The sequence below is a fragment of the Streptomyces sp. AC627_RSS907 genome, assembly GCF_019049165.1.
In genome coordinates, this window is sequence record NZ_JAGMUE010000152.1 from 87,374 (window position 1) to 112,488 (window position 25,115).

Annotated in this window: 19 protein-coding genes and 1 pseudogene; 9 read left to right on the forward strand and 11 right to left on the reverse strand. The window is 72.6% G+C overall.

Annotated features, from left to right (window positions below):
• Window positions 1-29: 29 nt before the first annotated feature.
• From abc-f to KUM32_RS29140, 6 genes are all read right to left on the reverse strand, one after another.
• Window positions 30-1,664, reverse strand: coding sequence for a ribosomal protection-like ABC-F family protein (gene abc-f / locus KUM32_RS29115; RefSeq protein WP_217144952.1), 1,635 nt, complete (start codon window positions 1,662-1,664; stop codon window positions 30-32).
• A 448-nt stretch (window positions 1,665-2,112) separates the two neighbouring features.
• The gene (gene dacB, locus KUM32_RS29120) at window positions 2,113-3,489 is read right to left on the reverse strand and encodes a D-alanyl-D-alanine carboxypeptidase/D-alanyl-D-alanine-endopeptidase (RefSeq protein WP_217144953.1); all 1,377 of its coding nucleotides are present in this window, start codon (window positions 3,487-3,489) and stop codon (window positions 2,113-2,115) included.
• A gap of 218 nt (window positions 3,490-3,707) precedes the next feature.
• Complete coding sequence (locus tag KUM32_RS29125) at window positions 3,708-5,279, reverse strand: FAD-dependent monooxygenase (RefSeq protein WP_217144954.1); 1,572 nt, start codon at window positions 5,277-5,279, stop codon at window positions 3,708-3,710.
• A gap of 264 nt (window positions 5,280-5,543) precedes the next feature.
• A complete protein-coding gene (locus KUM32_RS29130; RefSeq protein WP_217144955.1) occupies window positions 5,544-6,659 on the reverse strand; it encodes a class I mannose-6-phosphate isomerase in 1,116 nt (371 codons plus the stop codon).
• Window positions 6,656-7,495, reverse strand: coding sequence for an SDR family oxidoreductase (locus KUM32_RS29135; protein WP_217144956.1), 840 nt, complete (start codon window positions 7,493-7,495; stop codon window positions 6,656-6,658). The genes KUM32_RS29130 and KUM32_RS29135 overlap by 4 nt, the downstream gene beginning before the upstream one ends.
• A gap of 240 nt (window positions 7,496-7,735) precedes the next feature.
• Window positions 7,736-9,409, reverse strand: coding sequence for a multicopper oxidase family protein (locus KUM32_RS29140; protein WP_217144957.1), 1,674 nt, complete (start codon window positions 9,407-9,409; stop codon window positions 7,736-7,738).
• Between the two features lie 96 nt (window positions 9,410-9,505).
• Here KUM32_RS29140 and KUM32_RS43940 point away from each other — a divergent pair.
• Together KUM32_RS43940 and KUM32_RS29145 are read left to right on the forward strand one after the other, a co-directional pair.
• A pseudogene (locus KUM32_RS43940) lies at window positions 9,506-9,653 on the forward strand (zinc-binding dehydrogenase); the annotation flags it as partial.
• Between the two features lie 164 nt (window positions 9,654-9,817).
• Entirely contained in the window at window positions 9,818-10,990 is a 1,173-nt protein-coding gene (locus KUM32_RS29145) for a PP2C family protein-serine/threonine phosphatase (protein ID WP_217144958.1), read from the forward strand.
• A gap of 31 nt (window positions 10,991-11,021) precedes the next feature.
• Here KUM32_RS29145 and KUM32_RS29150 read toward each other — a convergent pair whose 3' ends face one another.
• The 3 genes from KUM32_RS29150 to KUM32_RS29160 all read right to left on the reverse strand — a co-directional run bounded on the left by KUM32_RS29150 (window position 11,022) and on the right by KUM32_RS29160 (window position 14,650).
• Complete coding sequence (locus KUM32_RS29150; protein WP_217144959.1) at window positions 11,022-12,218, reverse strand: cytochrome P450; 1,197 nt, start codon at window positions 12,216-12,218, stop codon at window positions 11,022-11,024.
• 328 nt (window positions 12,219-12,546) lie between these two features.
• A complete protein-coding gene (locus KUM32_RS29155) occupies window positions 12,547-13,809 on the reverse strand; it encodes a hypothetical protein (protein ID WP_217144960.1) in 1,263 nt (420 codons plus the stop codon).
• Window position 13,810: 1 nt separating this feature from the next.
• The gene (locus tag KUM32_RS29160) at window positions 13,811-14,650 is read right to left on the reverse strand and encodes an alpha/beta fold hydrolase (RefSeq protein ID WP_254406289.1); all 840 of its coding nucleotides are present in this window, start codon (window positions 14,648-14,650) and stop codon (window positions 13,811-13,813) included.
• Between the two features lie 219 nt (window positions 14,651-14,869).
• Between KUM32_RS29160 and KUM32_RS29165 the strand changes: the two genes are divergently transcribed.
• A complete protein-coding gene (locus KUM32_RS29165) occupies window positions 14,870-16,717 on the forward strand; it encodes an AMP-binding protein (RefSeq protein WP_254406290.1) in 1,848 nt (615 codons plus the stop codon).
• 78 nt (window positions 16,718-16,795) lie between these two features.
• Here KUM32_RS29165 and KUM32_RS29170 read toward each other — a convergent pair whose 3' ends face one another.
• Both KUM32_RS29170 and KUM32_RS29175 read right to left on the reverse strand, forming a co-directional pair.
• The gene (locus tag KUM32_RS29170) at window positions 16,796-17,401 is read right to left on the reverse strand and encodes a GPP34 family phosphoprotein (RefSeq protein WP_217144962.1); all 606 of its coding nucleotides are present in this window, start codon (window positions 17,399-17,401) and stop codon (window positions 16,796-16,798) included.
• 152 nt (window positions 17,402-17,553) lie between these two features.
• The gene (locus KUM32_RS29175; protein ID WP_374227562.1) at window positions 17,554-18,174 is read right to left on the reverse strand and encodes a ScbR family autoregulator-binding transcription factor; all 621 of its coding nucleotides are present in this window, start codon (window positions 18,172-18,174) and stop codon (window positions 17,554-17,556) included.
• A gap of 573 nt (window positions 18,175-18,747) precedes the next feature.
• Here KUM32_RS29175 and KUM32_RS29180 point away from each other — a divergent pair.
• The 6 genes from KUM32_RS29180 (at window position 18,748) to KUM32_RS29205 (ending at window position 24,976) form a co-directional block, all read left to right on the forward strand.
• Window positions 18,748-19,497 (forward strand): HAD family phosphatase, encoded by a 750-nt coding sequence (locus KUM32_RS29180; RefSeq protein ID WP_217144964.1) that lies wholly within the window; start codon window positions 18,748-18,750, stop codon window positions 19,495-19,497.
• Between the two features lie 704 nt (window positions 19,498-20,201).
• Complete coding sequence (locus KUM32_RS29185) at window positions 20,202-20,897, forward strand: response regulator transcription factor (RefSeq protein WP_217144965.1); 696 nt, start codon at window positions 20,202-20,204, stop codon at window positions 20,895-20,897.
• Complete coding sequence (locus KUM32_RS29190; RefSeq protein ID WP_217144966.1) at window positions 20,890-22,035, forward strand: HAMP domain-containing sensor histidine kinase; 1,146 nt, start codon at window positions 20,890-20,892, stop codon at window positions 22,033-22,035. The genes KUM32_RS29185 and KUM32_RS29190 overlap by 8 nt, the downstream gene beginning before the upstream one ends.
• Window positions 22,036-22,121: 86 nt before the next feature.
• Entirely contained in the window at window positions 22,122-22,943 is an 822-nt protein-coding gene (locus tag KUM32_RS29195; protein WP_217144967.1) for a VanZ family protein, read from the forward strand.
• Window positions 22,944-23,112: 169 nt separating this feature from the next.
• Window positions 23,113-24,051: an amidohydrolase family protein gene (locus KUM32_RS29200; protein WP_217144968.1), complete on the forward strand. Its 939-nt coding sequence runs from the start codon at window positions 23,113-23,115 to the stop codon at window positions 24,049-24,051.
• Between the two features lie 52 nt (window positions 24,052-24,103).
• Window positions 24,104-24,976, forward strand: coding sequence for an alpha/beta fold hydrolase (locus tag KUM32_RS29205; protein WP_217144969.1), 873 nt, complete (start codon window positions 24,104-24,106; stop codon window positions 24,974-24,976).
• Window positions 24,977-25,115 lie beyond the last annotated feature (139 nt).

A 25,115-nucleotide genomic window follows, 5' to 3' on the forward strand; every position in this document is an offset into this window, starting at 1 on the left:
GGAGCGGGCGTGGCCGGTACGCGGGCGGATCACACCGCGGGTGCCGCCGTCTCCGTCAGCTTCCCGTCCTGCAGCCGCAGCCACCGGTTGACGCCGATCTCCGTGAGAAAGCGTTCGTCGTGGCTGACGACCACGAAGGCACCCTGGTAGGAGCCGAGCGCGCTCTCCAGCTGGCCCGCGCTCACCAGGTCGAGGTTGTTCGTCGGCTCGTCGAGCAGCAGGAGCTGCGGGGCCGGCTCCGCGCACAGGACGCACGCCAGCGTGGCCCGCAGCCGTTCGCCGCCGGAGAGCACTCCGACGGGCAGGTGGGCGCGGGCACCGCGGAACAGGAAGCGCGCGAGCAGGTTCATCCGCTCGGCCTCCGTGCGGTGCGGCGCGTACGCGGTGAAGTTCTCGGCGACGGTGCGGTCGAGGTCCAGCAGGTCCAGGCGCTGCGAGAGGTGGGCGATGCGGCCGTCGGCCCGCCTGATCTGCCCGCTCTCCGCTTCGAGATCCCCGGTGACCAGGCGCAGCAGCGTCGACTTGCCGACGCCGTTGGGCCCGGTCAGCGCGATCCGCTCGGGCCCGCGGATCGACAGGTCGATGCCGTCCCCGGCGAACAGCGCCCGCTCGCCGTGGCGCACTTGCAGGTGCTCACCGAGGAAGACCGTCCGTCCCGCCGGGACGCTGGTGTCGGGCAGGTCGAGAGAGAGGCGCTGCTCGTCGCGCAGGGCACGTCCCGCCTCGTCCAGACGGGACTTGGCCTCGCCGACCCGGGCGGCGTGCATCTGCCCGGCCCGGCCCGCGGACTCCTGCGCGCCCCGCTTCATGGTGCCGGCGAAGATGCGCGGCAGGCCCGCGTTCTTCAGGTTGCGGGCGGCGTTGCTCGCCCGGCGCTCGGCGCGTTCGCGGGCCTGCTGCATCTCCCGCTTCTCGCGCCGCAGTTCCTGCTCGGCGTTGCGGACGTTCTTCTCGGCGACCTCCTGCTCGGCCTTCACGGCCTCTTCGTAGGCCGTGAAGTTGCCGCCGTACACGCGCAGTTCACCGCGTTCGAGTTCGGTGATGCGTTCCATACGGTCCAGCAGCGCCCGATCGTGGCTGACCAGCAGCAGGCAGCCGTGGAAGTCCGTCAGCACGTCGTACAGCTTGTGGCGGGCGTCGAGGTCCAGGTTGTTGGTCGGTTCGTCCAGGAGCAGCACGTCGGGGCGCTTGAGCAGCTGGGCGGCGAGGCCGAGCGAGACGACCTGGCCGCCGCTGAGCGTGCCGAGGGCGCGGTCGAGGGAGATGTGGGCCAGGCCGAGGCGGTCCAGCTGGGCCCGGGTGCGCTCCTCGATGTCCCAGTCGTCGCCGATGACGGTGAAGTGCTCCTCGCTCACGTCGCCGGACTCGACGGCGTCCAGGGCCCTGATCACCGGGGCGACGCCCAGCACTTCGGAGACCGTCAGGTCGGCGGTCAGCGGCAGGCTCTGCGGGAGGTGGCCGAGCGTGCCGGTGACGGTCACCGACCCCCTGGTGGGGCGCAGCTCGCCGGCGATCAGCTTGAGGAGCGTGCTCTTGCCGGTGCCGTTGGGTGCGACGAGTCCGTGGCGGCCGGGGCCCACGGTGAAGGACAGGTCCTCGAAGACGGGGGTGTCGTCGGGCCAGGCGAAGGAGAGGTTCGAGCAGATGACGGAGGCGTCGGCCATGGGTGAGTACCTCGTGTGTGACGCGGGGGTGCCCGAAAGGCACTCCTCCGCGGAGGACGGAGAAGAAGGGCATGAGGGAACGACGACATGGCCACGTCGGCGGGCGCTCCTGAGCCCCGGCCGGTGGCCTCACCTTCGGGTATCACCCCGAGATGTCGTCGTCACCCGCCACGATCGGTCTCCTCGACACACGAAGAACAGGAACGGTCAGCTTACAACACGAGGGGAAACGTTCGCCGTGGCCGTCCTGCGGACCAGCCCCGGGAGGACCCGTTGCGGCGGTCCCGCGGGACGCGCACCCGGCTGACCTTCCGTCACGGCGCGCAGCACGCCGCGGCCGACGGCCCCACGGGCGTCGGCGACGGGGCACGTGGCGGTGCTGGAGGGCCGCCGGCAAGCCGGGCCACGCGGTGCGTGCGCGCGGCCTGCCGGCGGCGTCCCGGGCTCGTCAGGCCCAGCACCCGTTGACGGTCGCGGCCAGACCGTCCATGGCGTCCTTGATGTCGCCGGGGGCGGCCGTCGAGCCGTTCTCGATGAAGGAGAACACGCGCCACTCCCCGTCCTCGGTCCGCGTCAGACCGCTCAGCGCGACCGCACCGGTGAGGGTGCCGGTCTTCGCCCGCACCTTGCCGACGGCGCACTGGGAGTTCGGGTCGTCGAAGCGCCCCCACTCCGGACCCAGCGTGGCACCGGCCTCGCCGGCGACCGGCAGGCCCTCCAGGATCGCCCCGAGGGTGTGTGCGTGGCGGGGGTCGGTCGGCAGTTCGAGGATCTGAGCGAGCGTCGCGGCCGGGATGCGGTCAGCCCGCGACAGGCCGCTTCCGTCGTACATCTCGAAGTTCTCGAGGGACACGCCGTACCGATGGCTCAGCACCTGGCGCACCACCTCGGTGCCGCCCTCGAACGTGGCCGGGCGGCCCGCCTTCACGGCGGTCGCGCGCAGCAGCGTCTCGGCGATGTTGTTGTCGCTGGTCTTGAGCATCGTCTTGACGATGTCGCTCAGCGGCGCCGACCTGTGCCGGGCGACCGGTACGTCCCGTCGGTGGGCCGTGGCACGGGTGACGTCGCCGTCGACGGTGACGCCGGCCGCGGTGAGCCGCTCGGCGAAGACCTTGCCCGCGTCGAGGGAGGTGTCCTCGACGCTGTGTCCGTCCACGACCAGCGCGCGGACCGGTGCCACCTCGGTGGGGTAGTAGCCCTCGTTCCAGCCCTCGGCCAGGGACGGCTCGGCGAACAGGCTGTCGTCCACGGCGACCTTCACCGAGGTCAGGCCCGCCGCCTTGAGCCCGGCCACGGCTGTCTTCGCCAGCTCGGCGAGGTCGTCACTGGTGAGGGTCCGGTCACCGCCTCCGACCAGGGTCAGCGTGCCGTGGCCGTAGACGACCTTTGTGGTGAACCGGTGCTCGGGGCCGAGCACCGTCAGGGCGGCCGTCGACGTGGCGAGCTTGGCGTTGGACGCCGGCATCATCGCGGTGGTCGCGTTGCGCCCCCAGAGCGCGTCCTTCGAGTCGCCGTCCAGGACCACGCCGCTGACGTTGGTGCCCAGTCGCTGGTCGAGGACGCGGGCGTCGAGGTTGGCGACCAGCTGGGCGTCGTCCGCCGAGAGGCCGTTGGCCTGACCCGCTGTCGCGACTCCGCGGGCCGCTGTCGCGGTGGTGTCCTTGCCGGCGGCGAACGCCGAGGTGCCGGCCAGCGCGGCCGAGGCCACGGGAACGGTCATCGCGAGTACGACGGCTCGCCGGGCCGCCGTCCCGGGCTGTCTCGTCCTGCGGTGCCGGTGGCGCCCTCCCGGGGCGAATGTGCTCGTAGGCGTCTCGTTGGCCATGTCACTCAAGGAGAGTCCAAACGTCGAGTACGGAGTTCTCAAGCCTGTCGAACGGCGCGCACGCTACCACCGGCCCGTGAACGCCCGGCGGAAGCCGGGACGTCTTCCTGACACACCTTCAAGGTGTCTTCACGAGTCCCGGTGCCGGTGAAGGGGCTTTCACCCAAGGCCAGTTCGGGTTCGGCCGGCTTTCGGCGGCCGGTCCGGTCCGGCGGGAGTCAGCGCCCCCGCCGGGTGAGGGCGGTGAGGGCGTGGCGGAGGGTGGTGTCGTCGGGGGAGCGGTCGGCCCAGCGGGCGCCGACGTGTCCGTCGGGCCGGATGAGCAGCGCGCCGTGCGGGCCGAGGCCGCAGGGGCCGAGGTGCTCGTGCCCGAGGGTCTCGACGCGCAGTGGCCAGGGGGTGGCGGCGGTGGTCTGTCGCTCCCAGTGGGCGGGGTCCGGGGTCAGCAGGGTGAACCACTCGCCGACGGTGTCGAGCGTGGAGGTGCCGGGGGCGAGCCAGAGGTGCGGCATGCGGTGGCCGGGCTCGGTGCTGGGGACGTAGTCCGTGCCGCTGTCGGACGGCTCGGGCGGGGTGTCGTGGCCGGTGAGGACGGCGTCGGAGCGGTAGGCGACGCCGAGCACGAGGCCGAGCTGGGCGAAGTACTCCTCGGACCAGGGGAGTTCGATGCCGTCCGACGGCGCTTCGCCGGTGCGGAGCTGCTCGCGGCGCCGGTTCTGCACCTGGAGCAGAAGCTGGGTGTTGGCCACCGCTTGGCGGAGTGTCCGGTGGGCCACCGGGCGTCGTTCCGTGTCGTAGGTGTCCAACAGGCCCGGTCCGGCCCACCCGCTCAGGACCCCCGCCAGTTTCCAGCACAGGTTGTGCACGTCGGCGATGCCCGCGTTCATGCCCAGGCCGCCGACGATGGGGATCGCGTGCGCGGCGTCGCCGGCGAGCAGGGTCCGGCCCCGGCGGAAGCGCTCGGCGACGAACGCGTGCATCACCCAGTGCTGGACCCGCAGCACCTCGGCCCGTACCCCGGCGCCGGGTCCGAGGGCGCGCGCGACCAGGCCGGGCCAGTCGGTGTGTGCGGGGTCCTCGGGCGTGGGGCCGAACCAGGCCCAGCCTCCTTCCGGGTAGAGCGGGAGGAAGGAGCCGTGCGCGGTGACGTAGACCCCGGCGGGCCGGCGGGCGCACCAGCGGTCGAGGTCGGCGTCGAACACGACGGTGGTGACGTTCCCCAGTGCTCCGGGGCCCGTGGTGCCGATCGTCAGCAGTTGCCGGACGGTGGAGTGCGCGCCGTCGGCGGCGAGGAGGCAGCGGGCGCGGACACGAGTCTCGGCACCGCTGTCACGGTCGACGAGCAGGGCCACGACGCCGTCGGATTCCTCGGCCAGGCCGGTGAGCTCGGTCCCGAACCGCGTCGGTGCGCCGGCCGCGGCGAGCAGGACGGGTTCCAGCCGGTCCTGCGAGGTGACGACACCGGTCACGGGGCTCTCGGGCACCGGAGCGTGGACTCCGACCATCGCCGCGGTGGCGAAGTCACGCTCGTACAGGGTGTCGCGGAAGCGGACGCGGCCGTACTCCGGCGGGAAGGCGACGGCGGTGATCCTCTCGGCCAGTCCGAGCCGGCGGAAGACCTCCATGGAGCGCACGTTGACCAGCCGGGACCGGGGGAAGGGCGACAGCTCGCGGTGCTTGTCGACCAGCAGTACCCGCACGCCCCAGCGTTCCAGGAGCGCGCGGGCGGTGAGCCCCACCGGCCCGCCGCCGACGACCAGTACGTCCGTCTCGGCGTTCGGTACGGGCATGCCGACGTCCTCCTGCTCACCTCGGGCTTGACAGGGCACCCGGTGAGTGTGGCAGGCGGGCGGGCGGCAGCCCGGCCGTCACACGCCTGGGGCGAGCGGATTCCCCGGGCCGGGCTCCGGCGCCGGTGGCCGGTCCCGTCAGTGCCAGGGCCGCGATCACGTACCTGCCACCGGGTGGCCGACGCGACTCGTACGCGGTGATCCGGCTCGTCTCCCCCCGCCCCCTGCTGATGAGCACCGGTCCGGAGGCGGAGACCACCCAGGTCAGCCGGGAAGCGATCGAGCGGGCGGCCGAGCCCCAGGAACTGGGCCCGCGCCCAGGGCGGTGACGAGCGGGAGCGGGTGGCCCGCTTCGAGCAGCGGGCGGCGGACATCGCGGTCGAGGTCGGGCAGGTAGCCGAACAGGACGTCGGCCGGTCCGGTGATCTCGACCTCCGCGCAGGCCGCGGGCAGCAGGAGCGTCTGCGCCCGGCCGAGCTCCTCGCTCCAGCCGCCCGTCCGCACCCGCACCGGGGCGCCGACGTTGGAGAGGATCTGCGCGGTGGCGAACGAGTGGCGCAGCGGCTCCGCCGTCCCGGCACGCCAGCGTTCGAGAGCGAAGTACGGGCCCGCGCACAGGAAGACCCGCTCCACCCCGTCACCGACGGCGACGCTCAGACCGGGTGTGAAATCCGGCCGGGCCCCGAGGTCGACCTGCCGCATCAGCATGTCGAGGTTGGCACGGAACTCGGCGTCGCCCACGGACGAGCCGTCCTCCATCTTCCAGCGCATCGCGTGCTGCTGGATGTCGGACGTCTGTTCTATCTCGTAGACCAGGGTGTCCGGTCCGAAGCTGTGCAGGGTCCCGCCGGGCACGTACAGGGTCTCGCCCGCCCGCACCGGCAGGCGCCGCAGGACCGTGTCGAAGTCCTGGGTCTCCAGCGCGGCACGCAGCCGGTCGGCCGTCACGCCCGCCTTGACGCCGCACAGGGCGGTCGCGCCGGGGGAGGCGTCGAGGATGTGCCAGGCCTCGGTCTTGCCGTTGGGCTGGCCCTCCAGGCGCCGGGCCGTCTCGTCGTCGGCGTGCAGATGCACGGGCAGGGCACCGGCGGCGTCGATGAACTTCGTCAGTACGGGGAAGTACCGGCCGGACCACCCGTCGCCCATCAGCTCTCCGGGGTGGTCGACGGCCACCCGGCGCAGGGGCGTACCGGCCAGGGGGCCGTCGGTCACCACGCTGCCGGCGCCTTCGACGTCGCTGCACTCCCAGGTCTCCGCGATGCTCCAGTCGGGGAGGCCGGCCCTGCCCAGGCGGCGGGCGATCGCGTGCCCGCCGAACACCAGCGGCTTCGCCGGGCCGGTCAGCCGCAGCGGGTACAGATCCGTCCGGTGCGCGTTCACAGGATCGGCTGTCCGCCGGTCACCGCGATCCGGGCGCCGGAGACGTAGCTCGCCTCGTCCGAGGCGAGCAGCACGTAGACCGGCGCCAGCTCGGCCGGCTGCCCCGGCCGCCCCAGCGGTACCTGCGAACCGAAGCTCTCCACCTGCTCGGGCGGCATCGTCGCCGGGATGAGCGGCGTCCAGATGGGCCCGGGGGCGACACTGTTGGCACGGATGCCCTTCGAGGCCAGCATCTGGGCCAGCGAGCCGACCATGTTCGCGATGCCCGCCTTGGTGACGTTGTAGGCCAGCAGCTGCGGTGGCGGGCTGTCGGAGTTCACCGAGGTGCTCCCGATGATCGCCGAACCGGGCCGCATGTGCGCGACAGCGGCCTTGGTCAGGTGGAAGAAGGCGCTGAGGTTGATCGCCAGGGTGCGGTCCCACTCCTCGTCGGGAATGTCCTCGACGGAGTCCCGCGTCATCTGGAACGCGGCGTTGCTGACCAGCACGTCGATCCGGCCGAACTCCTCCACGGCCCTGTCGACGATCGACCGGCAGTGCGCCGGATCGGCCACGTCACCCGGGACGAGTACGCACTCGCGCCCCGCCTCCTTCACCCACCGCCGGGTCTCCCGCGCGTCCTCGTGCTCGTCGAGGTAGGAGACCAGGACGTCCGCGCCCTCACGCGCGTAGGCGATCGCCACCGCGCGCCCGATCCCGCTGTCCCCACCGGTGATCACCGCTGCCTTGCCGGTCAGCCGCCCGCTGCCGCGGTAGCTCTCCTCACCGTGATCGGGCCGGGGAACCATCTCGGAGGTCACACCGGGCGGGGACTGCTGCTGCCGGGGCTGGGACATGGGGGCTCCCTGGAATCGTCGAGCCGGGCGGGACCGGGCTCGCTGACACGCGCCGGGACGGTGCTGGGGCGGTGGGTGACCCGTGGCACCCGGCGCCCACCCGGGCCGGAACCCGGCACAGGTCCATGCTCACCCGCCGGCCGGCCACCCGCCATCTCAGCGCGGCGCGAGTCGTGTGGTGGAAGCGTCAGCCGATCCGTTCGCGGACCGCGACGACGGTCCGGCGAGGGCGGGGCACCGTCACTTCCGGTAGCCGAGGATGGTCATCATGCCGGATTCGGAGTGGTACTGGTTGTGGCAGTGCAGCATCCACAGGCCCGGGTTGTCGGCGCGGAAGTCGAAGACGAGCTTGCGGTGGGGCAGGACGATGGCGGTGTCCTTGCGGGCTCCTGCCGAGTCGATGCCGGTGAGGGCGAACGTGTGGCCGTGCAGGTGAATGGGGTGCCACATGTCGGTGGCGTTGATGAGGGTGAGGCGGACCCGTTCCCCTTCCCGGACCGGGACGCGTTTCTGGATGGAGTAGGGCTCGTGGTCGAAGCCCCAGTCGAAGTCCTTCATGCCGCCGGTCAGTTTGATGCGCATCTCGCGGTCCGGGTCGCGGTCGCTGAAGGCCACGGACTCGTCCGGCACCAGCCGCCTGGCGGGCACGATCCGGCCGTCGAGCTGGTCCGGATGCGCGGAGGGCCCGGGGAGGTCCCCGCTGCTGGTGCGCAGGACCGCAAGGGCCCTGGCGCCCTTGCCCTCGGCGAGCGCGACCAGGGGGAACACCCCGTCCTTGGCGGTGACCAGTACGTCGTAGCGTTCGGCCATGCCGAGCAGCAGCGCGTCCGTCCTGGTGTGCCGGACCGGGTAGCCGTCCGTGTGCGTCACCGTCATCTCGTGACCGCCGAGGGCCACCCGGAAAGCCGTGTCGCCCCCGGCGTTGATGATCCGCAGCCGGATGCGGTCCCCGGGGCGGGCCCGGAACACCGTGGGAGCCTTCGGGAGGCGGCCGTTGACCAGGTAGTGCGGGTAGTCGACGTTTCCGCCCATGCTGTGCAGCAGGCGGCTGTGGGAGTCCCGCAGGACGCGGGAAGGGCCGGTGGGCCGGCCGGGGTCCGCCCCGTGGGCGTCGTCGGACATGTCGTGGCGTGATCCGTCGCGCCCGGTGCCCTCGCCCATGTCCATCGGCCGGCCCTTGCCGTCCTGCAACTGCGCCAGCACGGCGTCCGGGGTGGAGCCGGCCACGCCGTCCAGCCAGTCGTCCAGGACGACGACCCACTCCTTGTCGTAGGACAGCGGCTCCCTGGGGTCCTCGACGATCAGCGGGGCGTACAGGCCGCGGTCGAGCTGCATGCCCGAGTGCGAGTGCAGCCAGTACGTGCCCGGGTGCGTCACGGCGAAGCGGTAGGTGAAGTCCGCGCCGGGCTTGATGGAGTACTGGGTCAGGCCCGGCACGCCGTCCATGTCGCAGCGCATCCGGACACCGTGCGAGTGCAGGGTCGTGGACTCGCGCAGATGGTTGGCGAGCGTGAGGTCGAGGACGTCGCCCGCGGTGATCCGGACCTCCTTGCCGGGCAGCGTGTCGCCGTACGTCCAGGTTCTGACGGTCCGACCGCCCAGGTCGACGGACGACTCGGTGGCGGTGAGCGTGAACCGGCGGAGGGGGCCGTTCCCGCGCTTCCTCTCGGCGGCGAGGACCTCGGGATCGGACGGGTTGACGTATCCCTTGGGCCCCTTCGGGACGAAGCCGCCCGCGCTGTGAGCGCCGCCCGTGTGCTCGGGGGCGCCGCCCGTGTGGCCGGGGCCGCCGCCCGTGTGGCCGGGAGCCCCGGCCCCGGAGTTGGTGCCGGACCCGGTGCAGGCGGTCAGGGCTCCCGAGCCGGCGGCCACGATCGAGGCACCCAGCAGGGTGCGCCGCGTATAAGTAGGCATGTCTATATAAGACCTGGTTTATGCGCTTATATGTGAGATTGAAAGCGTCGGCGCGTCTCCTCGCTCAAGGCCGGCCCCGACGCCGCGGCGGCACCGGGGATGCGCGCCGTCGCCGGACTCGTCGACCGTGGCAGGCTCCGCGCCCACGTCTCGGGCGCCTTCCCCCTCGCCGAGGGCGCCCGGGCCCACGTTCTGGGGGGAGACGGGCCGCGCCACGGGCAAGCTGGTCATCACCGTGCGCTGAGCGACGGGCACGGCGTCCCCGGGGGCGCGCCGCGGCCGGAAAGGGCGGGTTCGCCCGCCGAGGAACCAAGTGGGTGGGTTGGTGCCCTTGAGGCCAGGTCTGGTCATGCATGATGCTCGTTATGCGCTTCGAGCCTCAAGACGGGCGGGAAAGGACTGACAGCCGTGGGTGCGGGTCGTGCTGCTGAGGCGTACCGGCGGCAGGTCGAGCAGCATCCGTGGCCGCCGCGCTGGCTGCGCTGGCTGCCACCCGCGCTGGTCGTGGCGACGCTCCTGCTCGACCAGGCGACACCGCGGTACTACTTCTTCGGATCCCTGCTCACGGCCTCGGTCGTACTGGCCATCTTCACCTATCCACCGATCGGCGTCGCGGCCACCGGTGCGGCCGGATGTCTCCTGCTGGCTCTCACTCAGCTGATCGAGGACTACATCGGTCCGGCGACCGAATCGACCCTGATCGTGCTGGTCGCCGTCACCCTGCTGTCCGTCGGACTGTGCGTGGTGCGCAACCGGATCGAGGGCCGGTTCCGCCGGGTGCGGGCGGTCGCCGAAGCGGTCCAGCTCGCCCTGCTGCGTCCGCTTCCCGCCCGGGCCGGCCCGCTGAGGCTGGCCGGTTTCTACCGGGCGGCCGACGACGACGCGCTCATCGGCGGGGACCTCTACAGCGTCCGCCCGACCCCGTTCGGCATCCGTGTGATCGTCGGGGACGTCAAGGGCAAAGGCGTCCAGGCCACGCAGACCGTCGCCACGGTGATCTCCACCTTCCAGGAGGCGGCGCTGCTCCACCGCGCGCTTCCCCAGGTCGCCGCCCGGATCGACGTGGCGTTGCAGCTCGACCGTGAAAACCCCCCGGCGGAGCCCGTCCACGACGTCAGGGGCGCGCCGGACCACGGAGGGGCGCCGGCGGACGAACTGTTCACCACAGCGGTCCTGCTCGAATTCTCCTCGGACGCGCGCGAAGTGCGGATCCTGGACCGCGGCCACCAGCCGCTGATCGTCGTCGGACGCGACACCACCTTCGTCGTGCACACCGAGCACAGCCTGCCCCTGGGCATGGGGGACCTCCTGCTCGAACCGCCCCGCACCCTCACCTACGCGCTCAGTCCCGGAGACGTCCTGGTCGCCTACTCCGACGGCATCACCGAGGCACGCAGCCTCACCGGCTCCTTCTACCCCCTGCGCGAACGGCTCCAGGCCCACTTCACCGGACGCGCTCAGCCGCCCACCCCCGACGACCTCATCGCCTTCCTCGAACGCGACCTCGCCCAATGGGCGCCCAACCTGTCCGACGACGTCGTCGTGATCGCGCTCCAGCCCGATCCCGAACAGCCCGCATGAGCGGATGCCGGTACCGGCAACCTCCCGCCGGCTACGGGGCGAACCGCACGGGCAGACTCCGCGGGCCGCGGATCAACAACCCCGGACGCCAGGTGACCGCCGCCGGGTGGATGTCCAGGGCCAGGTTCTCGCAGCGTTCCAGAAGCGTACGGATGGCGATGCGTGCCTCCAGGCGGGCCAGCGGGGCCCCCAGGCAGTAGTGGATCCCGTGGCCGAACGCCACGTGGCCGCGGGCGTCGCGGGTGATGTCGAAGCGGTCGGGGTCGGGGAAGCGCGCCGGGTCGCGGTCGGCGTCGGCCAGGGCCACCAGGACGAGCTCGCCGCCTCCGGGGACGACCGTGTCGCCGACGGTCAGCGGCTCGGTGGTGAACCGGTAGGTGGGGGTCTCCACGGGGCCGTCGTAGCGGAGCATCTCCTCGACGGCGGAGTCGATGAGCGTGAGGTCGGCGCGCAGGGCGGCCAGTTGCTCGGGGTGGGTGAGCAGGGCGAGGACGCCGTTGGAGATGAGGTTCACGGTGGTCTCGTGGCCCGCCACCAGCAACAGCCAGGCCATCCCGCGGAGTTCGTCCCAGGACAGCCGGTCGCCGCCGCCGTCCGAACCGTGGATCAGCGCGCTCATCAGATCGTCGTCCGGCTGCTGCCGCTTGCTCGTGAGCAGTTCCTCCAGGTACCGCGCCATGGACGCCGCGGCGGTCATGCGGGTCTCGGGGACGGTGGCGCCGAGAGCGTCGTTCGACCACGCCCGGAAGGATTCGCGGTCGAGGTCCGGCACGCCGAGGAGTTCGCAGATGACGGAGATGGGCAACGGGAAGGACAGGGCCTCGACGAGGTCGACGCGCCCGTCGGGCGCGGTGAGCATCCGGTCGAGGAGCGCGTCGGTGATCTTCTGGACGCGCGGGGCGAGTTCCTCCACCCGGCGGGCGGTGAACTCCCGGGCGACGAGCTTGCGCAGTCGCGTGTGGTCCGGCGGGTCGGCCCCGAGCATGTGCGGTCCGGAGGAGACGGCACGGAGGGGAAGCGTGGGGGACGCCTTGCCCCAGTCCTTGGAGAGCGTCGGGTCCGCGAGCGCGGCGCGTCCGGCCTCGTAGCCGACGACGAGCCAGGCCTCCGCGTTGCCCTCCGGCATCCGGACGCGGTGGACCGGGCCCCGGGCCCGTAAGCGGGCGTAGACGGGGTACGGATCACGCGTGAAGGACTCGCCGAGTGCGGCCAGGTCGACGATGCTCATGGGCTACCACCTCACGGACGGCTCACGGTTCACGACGTGACCGACGGGTCAGGGCTCACGGCTCCCGGAAGGGACCCCCGCCCCGCCGGCGGGGCGGCGACGACTGCCCGCCGACTGTAACCCCTGCCGCCGCCGGACCGACCTGGTTTCCGGCGAACGAACGCCACGGACCGGTCGGTCTCCGCCACCCGGTCCGGAAGGAACGCCACCGCGCACCGCCCCGACGGCCGCCTCCCCCCGGGCCCGTCCGGCGCCCCGTCAGGGTCGGCCCGCCGTCAGGGCCGGCCCGTCGGCGCCGACCGCTTCGACGTGCGAGGGCCGCCGCATGCTAGGCGGCGCGCGACGTGCCCAGGAGATCGGTCAGCACCGAGTGGACCGGCTCACCGTCGAGAAGCTTCCCGAGCTCCTCGACGCCCTCCTGTCGTTGCGGCGGGGTGAGGGAGACGTAGTGCTCGATGCGTTCGTTGAACGTACGCCGGAACCTCGCGTAGAGCCCGTCGTCCTCCCGGACACGGCCCGCCAGCTCGACGAGGGCCGCGGTGCCGGCGAAGTCGTCCTCCGGCAGGGAATGGGACGGCACCACGTCCGCGAAGCGGCCACCGCCGCGGCCGAACAGCGTGCCGTCGAGCGCGCGCATCGTGAAGACATGGGCGTAGTGCTGCTCGTGCATCGCCAGGGGCAGCCGCCCGAGGGCGATCGATTCGTGCAGTGCCGTGAGTCCGGGGGCCAGCAGGTGGTCCGCGGTGCCCGCCGCGACCCGGAGCAGCTCACGCTGACGCAGGAAACGGCAGTCGGCCCGTCCGCCCGCGACCGTGTAGGTCCGCTCGCGGCCCTCGCCGAACGGGCCGCCGCACACCAGGACGCGGCGGAACCGGGGCCAGTCCCGCAGCAGGTCCGGAATCCACCGGTGCAGCAGGCGCAGGTAGTCGTTGTTGACGTCGAAGTCCAGGAGGAAGTTCTTGAACCCACCGACATTGACCAGCAGGTCGTACTCCGGCTCCGCAGGGCGCGCGACGACGTCCCGCAGCCCGGCGACGTCGATGATCGAGCCGGTCCGGTGTATCTCGTGACCGGTGCCCGGAGCGGCCAGTTCGGCGGCGCGCTCGGTGACGCCGGGGAAGTTCTGTACGACGCTGTGTGTGGCGAGCAGGTGGGCCGCGACGATCCGCTCGTGGGGCGTCAGGCCCGCCAGGTGCCGGTCGGCGGCCGGGTAGCCGGAGCGCGGCAGGGTCGCGCAGAGGTCGCGGATCCTGTCCAGTGGCCGTGCGAGCCGCCAGAAGCTGAACAGGCTGTCCACCATGGTCACGGGCCGCCGCGCCACGACGGCCCGGAACACCAGCTCGGCGTCCATGACGGAGACCACGTGATCGCTGCCCCGCAGCAGGTCGTCGGTCACCTCCGCGCCGGCCGTCCCCGGCATCCCGCTGGTGTCGTGCACGTCGTCGAAGGCGTCGGGGTTGCGCCGGGCGAAGACCGCGGTGACGCCGTCGCCGACGAACACCCGCTCGTGCCCGGGAAGGTGCCGGGAGACCGCGACGAGCTCGGAGGCCGGACCGAAGCCACAGTTCTGCGCACCCATCACGATCCGCACGTCACGCCCCTCCGCCGGTGGCCCCCTGCGGACGCTCCACCGCGCCGGGCGCCGTGGCGAGGACCTCGACGAGCCGCTCGGCGAAGTCGGCGGGGTACCTCGCGTATCCGACGTGCCCGCCCGGGAAGAGTTCCGGCTCGCGGCCGAACCGCTCGGCGAGGACGAGCATGGGGCGGTGCACGAGATCCCCGCGTGAGGCGTGGCCGCCGGCCCACACCACCTTGTGCACCACGTCGCCGATCGCGGTGAGGTCGGGCACGAAGCGCGTGAACGGCCGGACGAAGTGGGTCAGGAAGAAGTCGGTGTTGTCGTGCACCTCGGGGAGGGCGGGTGCGGGCCGGCCGCCGTGGAGGGCCTGGAGCTTGACCAGGGCGGGGGCCATGCCCTCGACGAGGTACGTCTGACAGATGTCGTCGAGGAGTGCCAGGTGCCGCCCGGCGTCGGGGAGGATGCTCAGAACGGGGGGTTCGTGGGCGACGGTCAGCCGGATCCTGTCCGGATGGCGGACCGTGAGTTCCAGCGCGATGAGCCCGCCCGAGCAGCTTCCGAAGACGTACGCGGGCTCGTCGCCGCCGAGGTGCCGGATCAGCCGGTACGCGTCGTCGGCGTGCTCCTCGACCCTCTGGTCCATCGGGGGGCCGTCGAGCACGCTGCGTGAGTTGCCCCGCGGGTCGTAGGTGACGACGCGGTGGGACGAAGCCAGGACGGAAGCCATGCGCTTGTAGACGGCCGCGTCGGAGTTTCCCCCTCCGATGAGCAGCAGGAGAGGTCCCTCGCCTCGTACTTCGAAATAGATCGTCGCGCCCGGTACGGCGAGCGTCCCGCTGTTCGATGGGCTCATCACGCTCCAATGGCACATCCGGTGAGACGACACAGCGTCGCACGGAAGTCACGCACGGTGCAGGGCGCGTAGGGGCCGACGCCACCCACTTCCCACGCCTCCGCGGTCACCCGCGCTTCCCACTGCACCCGCGCGCCGGTCTGGCGGCGGGTAGCACGGGGAATACCGACTCTCGCACGTACCGCGAAGGAAACAGCTCCCCGAGCCAAGGAGGCCCGGTTGACGGGCATCGACGAAGTGCGGAAGATCCTCCGTGACCTGGGAATCGAGGAAGAGCTGCTGCACGACGACGCACGGTTGCGCACAGATCTCGCGCTCGACTCCGTCGACCTCACACAGATCCAGGTCGAGCTGGCCGACCGGTTCGCCACCCGCGTCGACCTGTGGACCGCGCACGACTACACCCTGCGGCAACTCGCCGATGTCCTCGGCGACCGCCTTCCCGGCGCGGGTGTTTCCCAGGAGTACCGTGACCGCGGCTGGTGGCGCCCGGAGTTCCTGGACGATCTCGTGCTGAGCACGCGGGTGCACTCCGGTCACCGGGCGGCTCTGGTCGGCGGCGACCGCGCCTTCACCAGGGCCGAACTCGAAGCGGCGGTGTCCGGCTGCGCCGCACGCCTGGCGCGGGCCGGCGTCCGGCCCGGCGACACCGTACTCGTGCACCTGCCCAACCAGGTCCAGTTCGTCGTTCTGGTCCTCGCGCTGATCAGGCTCGGGGCGTGCCCGGCCCTCGCCCTGCCCGCCCTGCGCGAACACGAGCTCCAGCCGGTGCTCACCGCGTTGGCGCCGACCGCACTGGCCGTACCGGCACGGCACCAGCGCTTCGACCACCTGGGGCTCGCCGAGAGACTCCGCGAGCGGCATCCGTCCGTACGGACCCTGCTCGTCTCGGGCCTCACCGGCCCGGCCGCGGACCATGTCAGCCTCGACGAGCTCATCGAGGCCCCCGGCCCGGCTCCCGCCGGCCGGGTTCCCCCGCATGCGGGCCGGCGGCCCTCGGACACCGCCCTGTACCTGCTGTCGAGCGGAACCACGGGCGCCCCCAAACCCATCGCCCGCACCCACGAGGCGCTCGGACACGTGATCCGGGCTGCGGCGGCGGTGTCGGGGCTGACACCCGACTCGGTGTTCCTCGCGGTCCTGCCCGTGACACACGCCTTCGCCTTCTCCGCTCCGGGCATTCTCGGCACCCTCGCCGGCGGCGGGAAGGCGGTGCTCGCCGCCCCGGACGACGCGGCCGCGGCCATGGAACTGATCGAGCGCGAACGCGTCACACACTGCGCGCTCACTCCCGCGCTCGCCCGGCAGTGGCTGATGGCCAGAGCCGCCGCCGACGGCCGTGACCTGTCGAGTCTGCGGGTGCTGCAGGTCGGTGGGGCGCGCCTGGACGAAACCACGGCCGTGCGACTGGCCGACGCCTTCGACTGCCGGATCCAGCAGGTGTACGGCATGAGCGAGGGCATGCTGAACTTCACCCGGCTCGACGACCCGCCCGACGTGGCCTTCACCACCCAGGGACGGCCCTCCTCGCCGGGGGACGAGACCCTCGTGGTGGACGGCGAAGGCCGACGCGTCACCGACGGCGAGATCGGTGAGCTCCTGGTCAGGGGGCCGGGCGTCATCACGGAGTATCACGGCGGCGTGGCACCCGCGTCGTTCACCACCGACGGCTTCTACCGCACCGGCGACCTCGTCCGCCGCCATCCGTCCGGGAACCTCGTGGTCGCCGGGCGGCTGAAGGACGTGATCAACCGCGGGGGAGAGAAGATCCCGGCGGACGAACTGGAGGCACTGGTCCTGGCGCACCCCGGGGTGCGGGCCGCCGCTGCCGTCGCGATGCCGCATCGCGTGCTGGGCGAGGTCGTCTGCCTGTACGTGGTGGGCAGTGACGAGGGGGCGCCGACCCTGCGCGACCTCCGCGCGTACCTGGAGGGCAGCGGGCTGGCCCGGTTCAAGCTGCCGGAACGTCTTGTCGAGGTCCCGGCACTGCCCCTGACCGCGGTCGGCAAGACGGACAAGGCACGGCTGCGTGAGGACATCACCGCCCGGCTGGAGACCGAGGGCTGACGCTCCCGGCTCCAGGCGCCACCGGCCGGGGCGCGGAACTCGTGGCGCGCCCCCTGAGCGCTCCACGACGCGGTGCGCTCAGGGGGCGCGCCAGATGTTGTCGAACGCCTCCTGCTCGATGCTCCGCCGCTGCCGTTCGGCTTCGAGTTCCTGCAGCGCGTCGCCGACGGTGGCCAGGATGAGCTCCACCGCGCCCTCGGTCTCCGCGGGAAGGTCCGGTGTCCGCTGACCGCGGACGCCCACGGCCTCCGCGAGGGTCATGAGGACGGGTTCGGCGGAGGACCACCGCTCCGTCGCCCGGCGGCGGGCGGGTGAATCGACGAGGACGGGTTCACCGGTCGGGAAGAGGCGGCCCCCGCGGCGTCGCCGCGTCAGCAGCCCCTCCGCCTCGAAGGCGGCGACGTAGGCCGCGTCCAGCGCCTTCCCTCTGCGCCACAGCCAGTCACTGATCGTCTCGTGGGGCTCCTGCCGGACGAACGACGCGAAGGCCTGCTCCAGGAGGACATCGGCCGCCGCGGGAAGCCGGCCGGGCACGATGCGGTCCTCGCGCAACTCGACCGCACGGGCCGTGAAGAGGTCGACCAGCTCGGCCCCGGCCAGCGCGAGGGAGAGGTCACCCGCTCTCACCGGCTGGTCACCGGCGCTGTCCAAGGTGATCACGAGGAGGTCCCGCGCTGTGGTCATAGGCGGCTGCACGTCCCAACGTCGTCATCGCGACCCGTCTGTCCGGCCCCCGGCGCGGGAACCAGGACGGCACGTGACATACATATCACCTTACGAGCGGGACAAGGTGCCGGTACGTCGAGGCGGCCGCGCCGTGCCCGCCGGCCCGTCCGTCATGTCCGCCCGTGGTCGCAGCACGGCCGCGTCGCCCTGCCGTCGTGCCGGAGGTTGGGCAGTGTCAGGTGCCACCAGTCGGTGAGGCGGCGGACGATGACGTCGGGTCCCTCCAGGGCCTCGGTGAGAGTGCAGAGTCCGAAGAAGGCCCGGACAAGCGTGCGGGCGGTGGGTGCGGGCCGGACGCCCGGGGCCAGGTGGCCCGCGGCCCGGGCCTGGGCGAGGAGGCGGGTGGCGGCGACCGTCCAGAGGGCGAAGGGGTCGGGGAGGGGGGCGTCGATGGTTTCCCGTTCCGCCCACAGGCGTGCTCCCGCGCGCGCGTGGATGTCCTCGGCCAGAGCACGGGCGACCTCGTAGCTGAGGGCGACGAGACGTTCCAGGGGCGGTTCGCGGGGGTCCCGGTACCGCGCCGCGAGCCCCGGCCAGCTGGCGAACTGCGCCTTGACGACGGCGAGAGCGACCCCTTCCTTGCTGGCGTAGTGGAAGTAGACGGAGCCACTGGTCCGGCCGGACCGGGCGCTTATGTCGTTGACGCTGGTGGCGGCGTAGCCCCGCTCGGCGAAGAGGCAGGCGGCTGCCTCGAGGAGGGATCTGCGGGTTGCCATGGCCCGTTCCTGCACGGTGCTGTCCACCTTCGCTCAGCGTTCTCCTGACGGTCGAGAATGTAGTGCGCCCGCGTACGCCCGGTGCAATTCGTCCGTGATGTGCGCGGTAATTGCATGTCCTTTCGATGGTGAGCGCTTACGGGTGGTCAAAAGTCTTTTGCGGCGTGGCAGGTGGCGCTGAAGCGGCCTTGACGCTGCGGATGGCGGCCCCTGCGGGCCGCCATCCGCATATGCCTCAACTCATCGGCGCTACCGGGTGGTTGTCGGCAGGGCGGTTCCGTGGTCACCGCCCGTGGAGCGGCGAGGCTTACACCTTTCCCGTCACGCCGTCGATCACTCGAAGTAGTGATTGCGGCACTCTGTGCAACGAAAATAACGTAGTCACTGCAATGTTTCCCGTTTGAGGCGGAATGCCCGGAGAGCGGATGGATCCGTCCGGGGCGCCGGAGGACTCGGGGTCCCGCTCCTCCGGCACGGGGGGCCACATCTCCGGCACGGGGGCCATACCTCCGCACGGGGAACCGCGCCACACCGGCGGTGCGAACGCCGCCGTCGGCGCGCCCACTCGCTCCCACTCCAGGAGGCACCGTGCCTACTCGGACTCTCCCCCTTCTCCGCTGGTCGCCCAAAGCCGTCGTCTTCGACTGCGACGGCACCCTGATGGACACCGAACGCCACTGGCAGGAAGCGCGCAACCGGGCGTTCAAAGCCTTCGGGCTGAGGCCTCCGCACGGGTTCGCGCAGCGGGCCAAAGGAGTTCACTACGCCGACTGCGGGCGGCTGATGGCCGAGGAGACGCAGAAGCCGGAACTGGCCACCGGCCTGACGAGGGCCCTGCTGGAACACTTCCTGGCACTCGTGGCCGACGAGCCCCTCACCATGCCCGGAGCCGTGGAGTTCGTGCGCCTGCTCTCCGGCCGGCTGCCGCTGGCGGTGGCCAGCAACTGCCCCGCGGAGGTGGTCGAGGAGAGCCTCGCCTGGGCGGGGCTGCGCCGGCACTTCCAGCACGTCGTCGTCCCCTCCGGGACCGGGGGCCGCACGGCCGACGCGGACCCGGCGACGCGGCAGCGGCCGGGGGACCTGCGTCCCAAGCCGTGGCCGGACGTGTACGCGACCGCGGCACGGCTCTGCGGCGTCCGGCCTGAGGACGCCCTGGCCGTGGAGGACTCCCTGACGGGGGTCGAATCCGCGCGTCGGGCGGGCCTGCGGGTGGTCGGCGTCGGGCCCCGGCCGGCCGAGGAGGAAGCCGGCCGGGCCGAGCTGTGGGTGAGCACCCTGCACGCACCCGAACTGCTGGCCTGGGCCCGGGAGTGGCAGGCCGGACCGGCGCTGCCCTGACGGCCGGGGCGGGGTGTGCGTCGCAGTGGCTGGGCCGGCGGACCTCGCCGGTACGGCCGGCGTGCCGTTCCTGGTCGTGGCGGTCCAGGGCCGGCGTGCCCTTCCTGGTCGTGGCGGTCCAGGGCCGGCGTGCCCTTCCTGGCCGCGGCGGTCCGCTGCCGACGGCCCGTTCCGGCAGGCGGTCGCGGGCCGGCGTCCGGCGGCGTCGGTGCGCGGGCGGACGGCGGTGGCGCCGCCGAGGCCGGCGGAGCGTCCCAGGCGGAAGGCCACCCGCCCCGGGACGTCGGAGGGGCGGCTGACGGTGGCGACGTCGCCGCGCCCCTCGCCCCGGTAGCGGTGCGGGTGCGGGTGCCCGCCGGTCCGGTCGGTGACCGGGCCCTCGCGCGGACAGGCCGGGGTGACGCGGCCGGGCCGGGGTGACGCGGCCGGGCCGGGGCACCGGGCGGTGCGGGACGAGCCCGGCACCGACGGCCGCCGGCCGGCCGAACCCTGTGCCCGCACGGACACCGAGTGGCCGGCAGCGCTGATCGGCCCCACGCTCGGACCCCCGCGCGCGGCCCCGGCCCTCGGCGGTGCCTGGTCCGGGCCGCTGTTCGTGCCGGTTCGCCGGAGGACATGCCTGCGGCCGGGGCAGCGCGGTGTCGCCGGCAGGTGTGCGGTGATCGATACGCCGACGATATGCGCCGACTCGTAGCATCGACACCATGCGTGTGCTGATCGTCGAGGACGAGCCCTATATGGCGGAAGCCATCCGCGACGGGCTGCGCCTGGCAGCGATCGCGGCCGACATCGCGGGGGACGGCAACACCGCGCTGGAAATGCTGAGCGTCCACACCTACGACATCGCCGTCCTCGACCGCGACATCCCCGGACCCTCCGGTGACGAGATCGCCGCACGCATCGTCGCCTCCGGCAGCGGCATGCCGATCCTCATGCTCACCGCGGCCGACCGTCTCGACGACAAGGCCACCGGGTTCGAACTCGGCGCCGACGACTACCTGACGAAGCCCTTCGAGCTGCGGGAGCTCGTGCTCAGGCTCAGGGCGCTCGACCGCAGGCGTGCGCACGCCAGACCTCCCGTGCGGGAGATCGCAGGCCTGCGCCTGGATCCCTTCCGCCGCGAGGTCTACCGCGACGACCGCTACGTCGCGCTCACCCGGAAGCAGTTCGCCGTGCTCGAGGTCCTCGTCGCCGCGGAAGGCGGTGTCGTCAGCGCCGAGGAACTCCTGGAACGGGCGTGGGACGAGAGCGCCGACCCCTTCACCAACGCCGTGCGCATCACCGTCTCGGCACTGCGCAAGCGTCTCGGCGAGCCCTGGGCCATCGCCACCGTGCCCGGCGTCGGCTACCGCATCGACACACCACCCGGCACCGGACGTGAGGGCGCGGGCCGTGGATAGGCGGCCCGGGTTGAGTGTCCGGCTCAAGCTCGCCCTCAGCTACACCGGATTCCTCATGCTGGCCGGCGCCCTGATGCTCGTCACCGGCTGGTTGTTCCTGACCCGGGTGAACCACGTCGGGCTCGTCTTCATGCCCGACTACCGTCTCTCCGTCGCGCGTGACTTCGCTCCCATGGCGGCCGTGGCGATGTCGTTCCTGCTGGTGTTCGGCCTCGGGGGAGGGTGGTTCCTCGCTGGCCGCATGCTCGCCCCGTTGCACCGCATCACCCACGCCACCCGCACCGCCGCGAACGGATCGCTGTCCCACCGGATCCGGCTGCCGGGCCGCCAGGACGAGTTCCGCGAACTCGCCGACGCCTTCGACGTGATGCTCGCGCAGCTCGAAGCACACGTCGCCGAACAGCGGAGGTTCGCAGCCAACGCCTCCCACGAGCTGCGCACCCCGCTGGCGGTCTCCAAGTCACTGCTCGAGGTGGCCCGCGCCGATCCGAACCGCGCCACCGACCTGCTCATCGACCGCCTGCACGCCGTCAACACCCGGGCCATCGACCTCACCGAAGCGCTGCTCCTGCTCAGCCGTGCCGACCGGCGCTCCTTCACCGGGGAACACGTCGACCTGTCCCTCATGGCGGAAGAGGCCACCGAAACACTTCTCCCTCTCGCGGAGAAGCACGGCGTCACTCTCGAGACCGACGGCGACATCGCCCCCACGACCGGATCGCCGGCGCTCCTGCTGCAGCTGACCACGAACCTCGTGCACAACGCGATCGTCCACAACCTGCCGGAACGCGGCAGCGTGTGGGTGACCACCGGCGTCCGCCCCAGGACAGTGGTCCTCACCGTCGAGAACACCGGCGAGCGGGTCCCCCCGGAGCTGGTCCCGACACTCACCGAACCGTTCCAGCGCGGCACCGAGCGCGTACACACCGACCACGCCGGCGTCGGCCTCGGCCTGGCGATCGTCGCGACCATCACCCACGCACACGACGGAACACTCACCCTCGCCCCGCGCTCCGCCGGCGGACTCCGCATCACCGTGGAACTGCCCACCGCGTCCCCGCACCACGGCAGCGGTACGCCACCCCGGCCGTGGACAGCGCCCGGACCCGAGCGGCGCGGCACTTCCCCGCACGACTGACACGGCACCGGCAAGGATCGCGTGTGTCGCCGGCGTATCGAAAAGCGCAGACGCCACGGCAACGGCCCTCCGTGTTCAGTAGGGGCATGGATCAGAACACACCACCGTCAGCCCCGGCCCGCCGGGCGCGGAGGACCGGCCGCTGGATCGTGCTCGTCGGGCTGGGGGTCCCCGGCGCGGCGGTAGCCGTGTACGTGCTGCGGATGTTCGTGGTGTCCGTGCCGATGGTCATGCGCGGCGGCCTGCACGCCTGGCTCTTCACCTTCAACGGCGTGATGCTCGCCATGGTGGCCACGCTGCCGTTGTCCGTGCTGGTGGTGTGGCTCCTGGCGCGCCGCAGGAGAGCCGCGGGCACCGAGCCGGCCTGGGCGCGGCACAGGTCCCTGGCCGAGGTCGGCCTGGTCCACGGGACGGTGCCGTGGGTGTGGCTGATCCTTATGCCGGGCGCGCGGGCCGGTGAGGTCCCGGGCCGCCTCAGCCTCGTCCCGGTGGTGGACCTGCTCACGATGGGGCCGCTCGGGATCCTCGGCAACCTGCTGGTCTTCGCGGCGCTGGGCTTCTTCGCCCCGATGCGGTTCACCGCGCTGGCGTCGGTGCCGCGGATCCTGGTGCTCGGGGCGGGCTGCTCGGTCCTGGCCGAGACCCTCCAGTACGTCCTGAGGCTGGACCGGGTGTCCTCCGTGGACGACGTACTGGTCAACGCCACCGGCGCCGCCCTGGCCGCCCTGGCGTCCCGCCGCTGGTGGCGCGCGCCGGCCGCAGCGCCGACCGGCGAACCCCGGCCCGGCCGCACGCCCACGCCGGCCGGCGGTCCCGCCCCGTGCGTACGCCCGCCGCGTCCGGCGGGGCAGCACGTTCCCGGGCCCGGAGGACCACCGTCCGGCCACCGCGTGCCACGACGCCCCTGAACCGGACACGGCCGGGACGGGCCGGGCGGTGAACCGGGGCTCGCCCGCGCGGGTGATCCCCGGCTCGGCCACCCCCGCCCCCCTGCCCCGAGGGGTAGTACCTCGTGGATACGGGCTGTCCCGCCGCAGCCCCGCTCCCCGCACCTCGTTCGAGGAGGCTCGGACAGCCATGCCGGACCCCGCGCGTATCGACGTACACCAGCACCTGGTCCCACCGGACCTCGGCCCCGCGATGGCCGAGCGGGCCGCGGCGCTCGGCTGGCCCGCTCCCGCGTGGGACGTCCGCAGCGCGATCGCGATGATGGACCGCCGGTCGATCGCCACGGGCCTCCTGTCGTTCCCCGCACCGGTCGGGGCCCCGGACGACCCCGCCGGAGCACGCGACGGTGCCCGGAGGGTGAACGAGTACACCGCCGAAGTCGTCAAGGACCGGCCCGACCGCTTCGGTCACTTCGCCGTCCTCCCCCTGCCCGACGTCGACGCCGCGCTCACCGAGGCCGCCCGCGCACTGGACGAACTGAACGCCGACGGTCTGACGGTCCTGTCCAACGTGCACGGCCGATACCTCGGTGACCCGGCGTTCGAGCCGCTCTGGGCCGAACTGGACGCGCGCGCCGCCGTCGTACTCGTCCACCCCACCGCGCCGCCGGTCACGCCGGTCCCCGGGCTGCCCGGACCTCTGGTGGACTTCCCGTACGACACGGTCCGCACGGCTCTCCACATGGCGCTGAACGGGGTGCCACGGCGGTACCCCCGGATCAGGGCGATCCTTCCCCATGCCGGTGGCTTCCTGCCGTACGCCGCCCACCGCTTCGCCGTCGCCGCCCGGCTCCGTCCCGACGCCACCCCCGAGGGCCTGCTGAGCGACCTCCGTCGCTTCTACTTCGACACCGCCATCTCCGCCGGCCCGGCCGCCCTGCCCTCACTGCTCGCCTTCGCCGCGCCCGGACACGTCCTGTACGGCAGCGACTTCCCCATGCTTCCCGAGGAGTGGGCCACCGGCTTCGACCGCGGGCTGGACGAGTACCCGCACTGGGAACCCGGACAGCTGCACGCCGTCAACCGTGGCAACGCCGAACTCCTGATCCCCCGGCTCGCCCGGACCTGACACGGCGCGCGGTCCACGGCCCGTCCGTGTCACCGCAGGACGGAGACCTGCCATGCGCAGTGACGTGCTCGAGACCGACGGAGCGCGCCTCTACCACGAGGTGCGCGGCAGCGGGCCCGCGCTGCTGATGATCAGCGGGGCCGGAGGGGACGCCGGGTACTACTCGGGTGTCGCCGAGGAACTGGCCGACGCCTTCACCGTGATCACCTACGACCGGCGGGGCAACTCCCGCAGCACCGGCCGCCGCGCCGAACCGATGGACCTCGCTCAGCAGGCGGCCGACGCCCGCCGGCTGGTCGAGTCGGTGGCGGACGGACGAGCCCTCGTGTTCGGCAACAGCGCGGGCGCCATCATCGGCCTCACGCTGGCCGCGCTGCACCCGCGGGTGCTGACCGGTCTGATCGCGCACGAGCCGCCCGCCGTGAACGTCCTGCCCGACGGCGACCCCGACCGCGGCTTCTTCAGCGACATGGCCGCGCTCTACGCACAGGGCGGCGCCCCCGCGGCGGGACGCCGGTTCGCCCGGACCACGCGCGGCGAGGGGACGTACCGCTGGCCCGACGACCTCTGGGAGCGGTTCCTCGGCAACCACGACCACCTCTTCGGCACGGAGTGGCCCGGCTTCGCCGGCTTCCGTCTCGACGAGGCCGCGCTGAGGGCCGCGCCCTTCCCGATCGTGCTGGGCGCGGGCGCCTGCGACCGGGGTACGTACTACGCGCGGCCGTCCGTGGAGATCGCCCGCCGGATCGGTGCGCCGTGGGCGGAGTTCCCCGGCATCCACATGGAGTTCCTGCGCAACCCGGCGGTCTTCGCGGCGGCCCTGCGGGCGCTGGCGACCCAGATGCTGTGCCCTGCGGGGCGGGTGCCCGCGGAGTGGGTGAGCGGGCGCACGCCGGGAGCCGAGGGCACCCACGGAAGCCGATGACGCCCCACCGCGCGGACAGGCGGCGTGTGGTGACGGGCATGAGGCAGTGGCTTCGCGGGGTCCGCAACCCGGAAACGCCGGCCTCCAGGGCCACGAGCGGGGCCTTGGAGACCGGCGATGCGCCGGCCCGGACCGACCG

Excerpts from the sequence above, each read along its gene's own strand:
- abc-f (WP_217144952.1), bottom strand. The coding sequence starts at position 1,664 with ATGGCCGACGCCTCCGTCATCTGCTCGAACCTCTCCTTCGCCTGGCCC.
- dacB (WP_217144953.1), bottom strand. The coding sequence starts at position 3,489 with ATGGCCAACGAGACGCCTACGAGCACATTCGCCCCGGGAGGGCGCCAC.
- KUM32_RS29125 (WP_217144954.1), bottom strand. The coding sequence starts at position 5,279 with ATGCCCGTACCGAACGCCGAGACGGACGTACTGGTCGTCGGCGGCGGG.
- KUM32_RS29135 (WP_217144956.1), bottom strand. The coding sequence starts at position 7,495 with ATGTCCCAGCCCCGGCAGCAGCAGTCCCCGCCCGGTGTGACCTCCGAG.
- KUM32_RS29140 (WP_217144957.1), bottom strand. The coding sequence starts at position 9,409 with ATGCCTACTTATACGCGGCGCACCCTGCTGGGTGCCTCGATCGTGGCC.
- KUM32_RS29150 (WP_217144959.1), bottom strand. The coding sequence starts at position 12,218 with ATGAGCATCGTCGACCTGGCCGCACTCGGCGAGTCCTTCACGCGTGAT.
- KUM32_RS29160 (WP_254406289.1), bottom strand. The coding sequence starts at position 14,650 with ATGAGCCCATCGAACAGCGGGACGCTCGCCGTACCGGGCGCGACGATC.
- KUM32_RS29170 (WP_217144962.1), bottom strand. The coding sequence starts at position 17,401 with ATGACCACAGCGCGGGACCTCCTCGTGATCACCTTGGACAGCGCCGGT.
- KUM32_RS29185 (WP_217144965.1), top strand. The coding sequence starts at position 20,202 with ATGCGTGTGCTGATCGTCGAGGACGAGCCCTATATGGCGGAAGCCATC.
- KUM32_RS29195 (WP_217144967.1), top strand. The coding sequence starts at position 22,122 with ATGGATCAGAACACACCACCGTCAGCCCCGGCCCGCCGGGCGCGGAGG.
- KUM32_RS29200 (WP_217144968.1), top strand. The coding sequence starts at position 23,113 with ATGCCGGACCCCGCGCGTATCGACGTACACCAGCACCTGGTCCCACCG.
- KUM32_RS29205 (WP_217144969.1), top strand. The coding sequence starts at position 24,104 with ATGCGCAGTGACGTGCTCGAGACCGACGGAGCGCGCCTCTACCACGAG.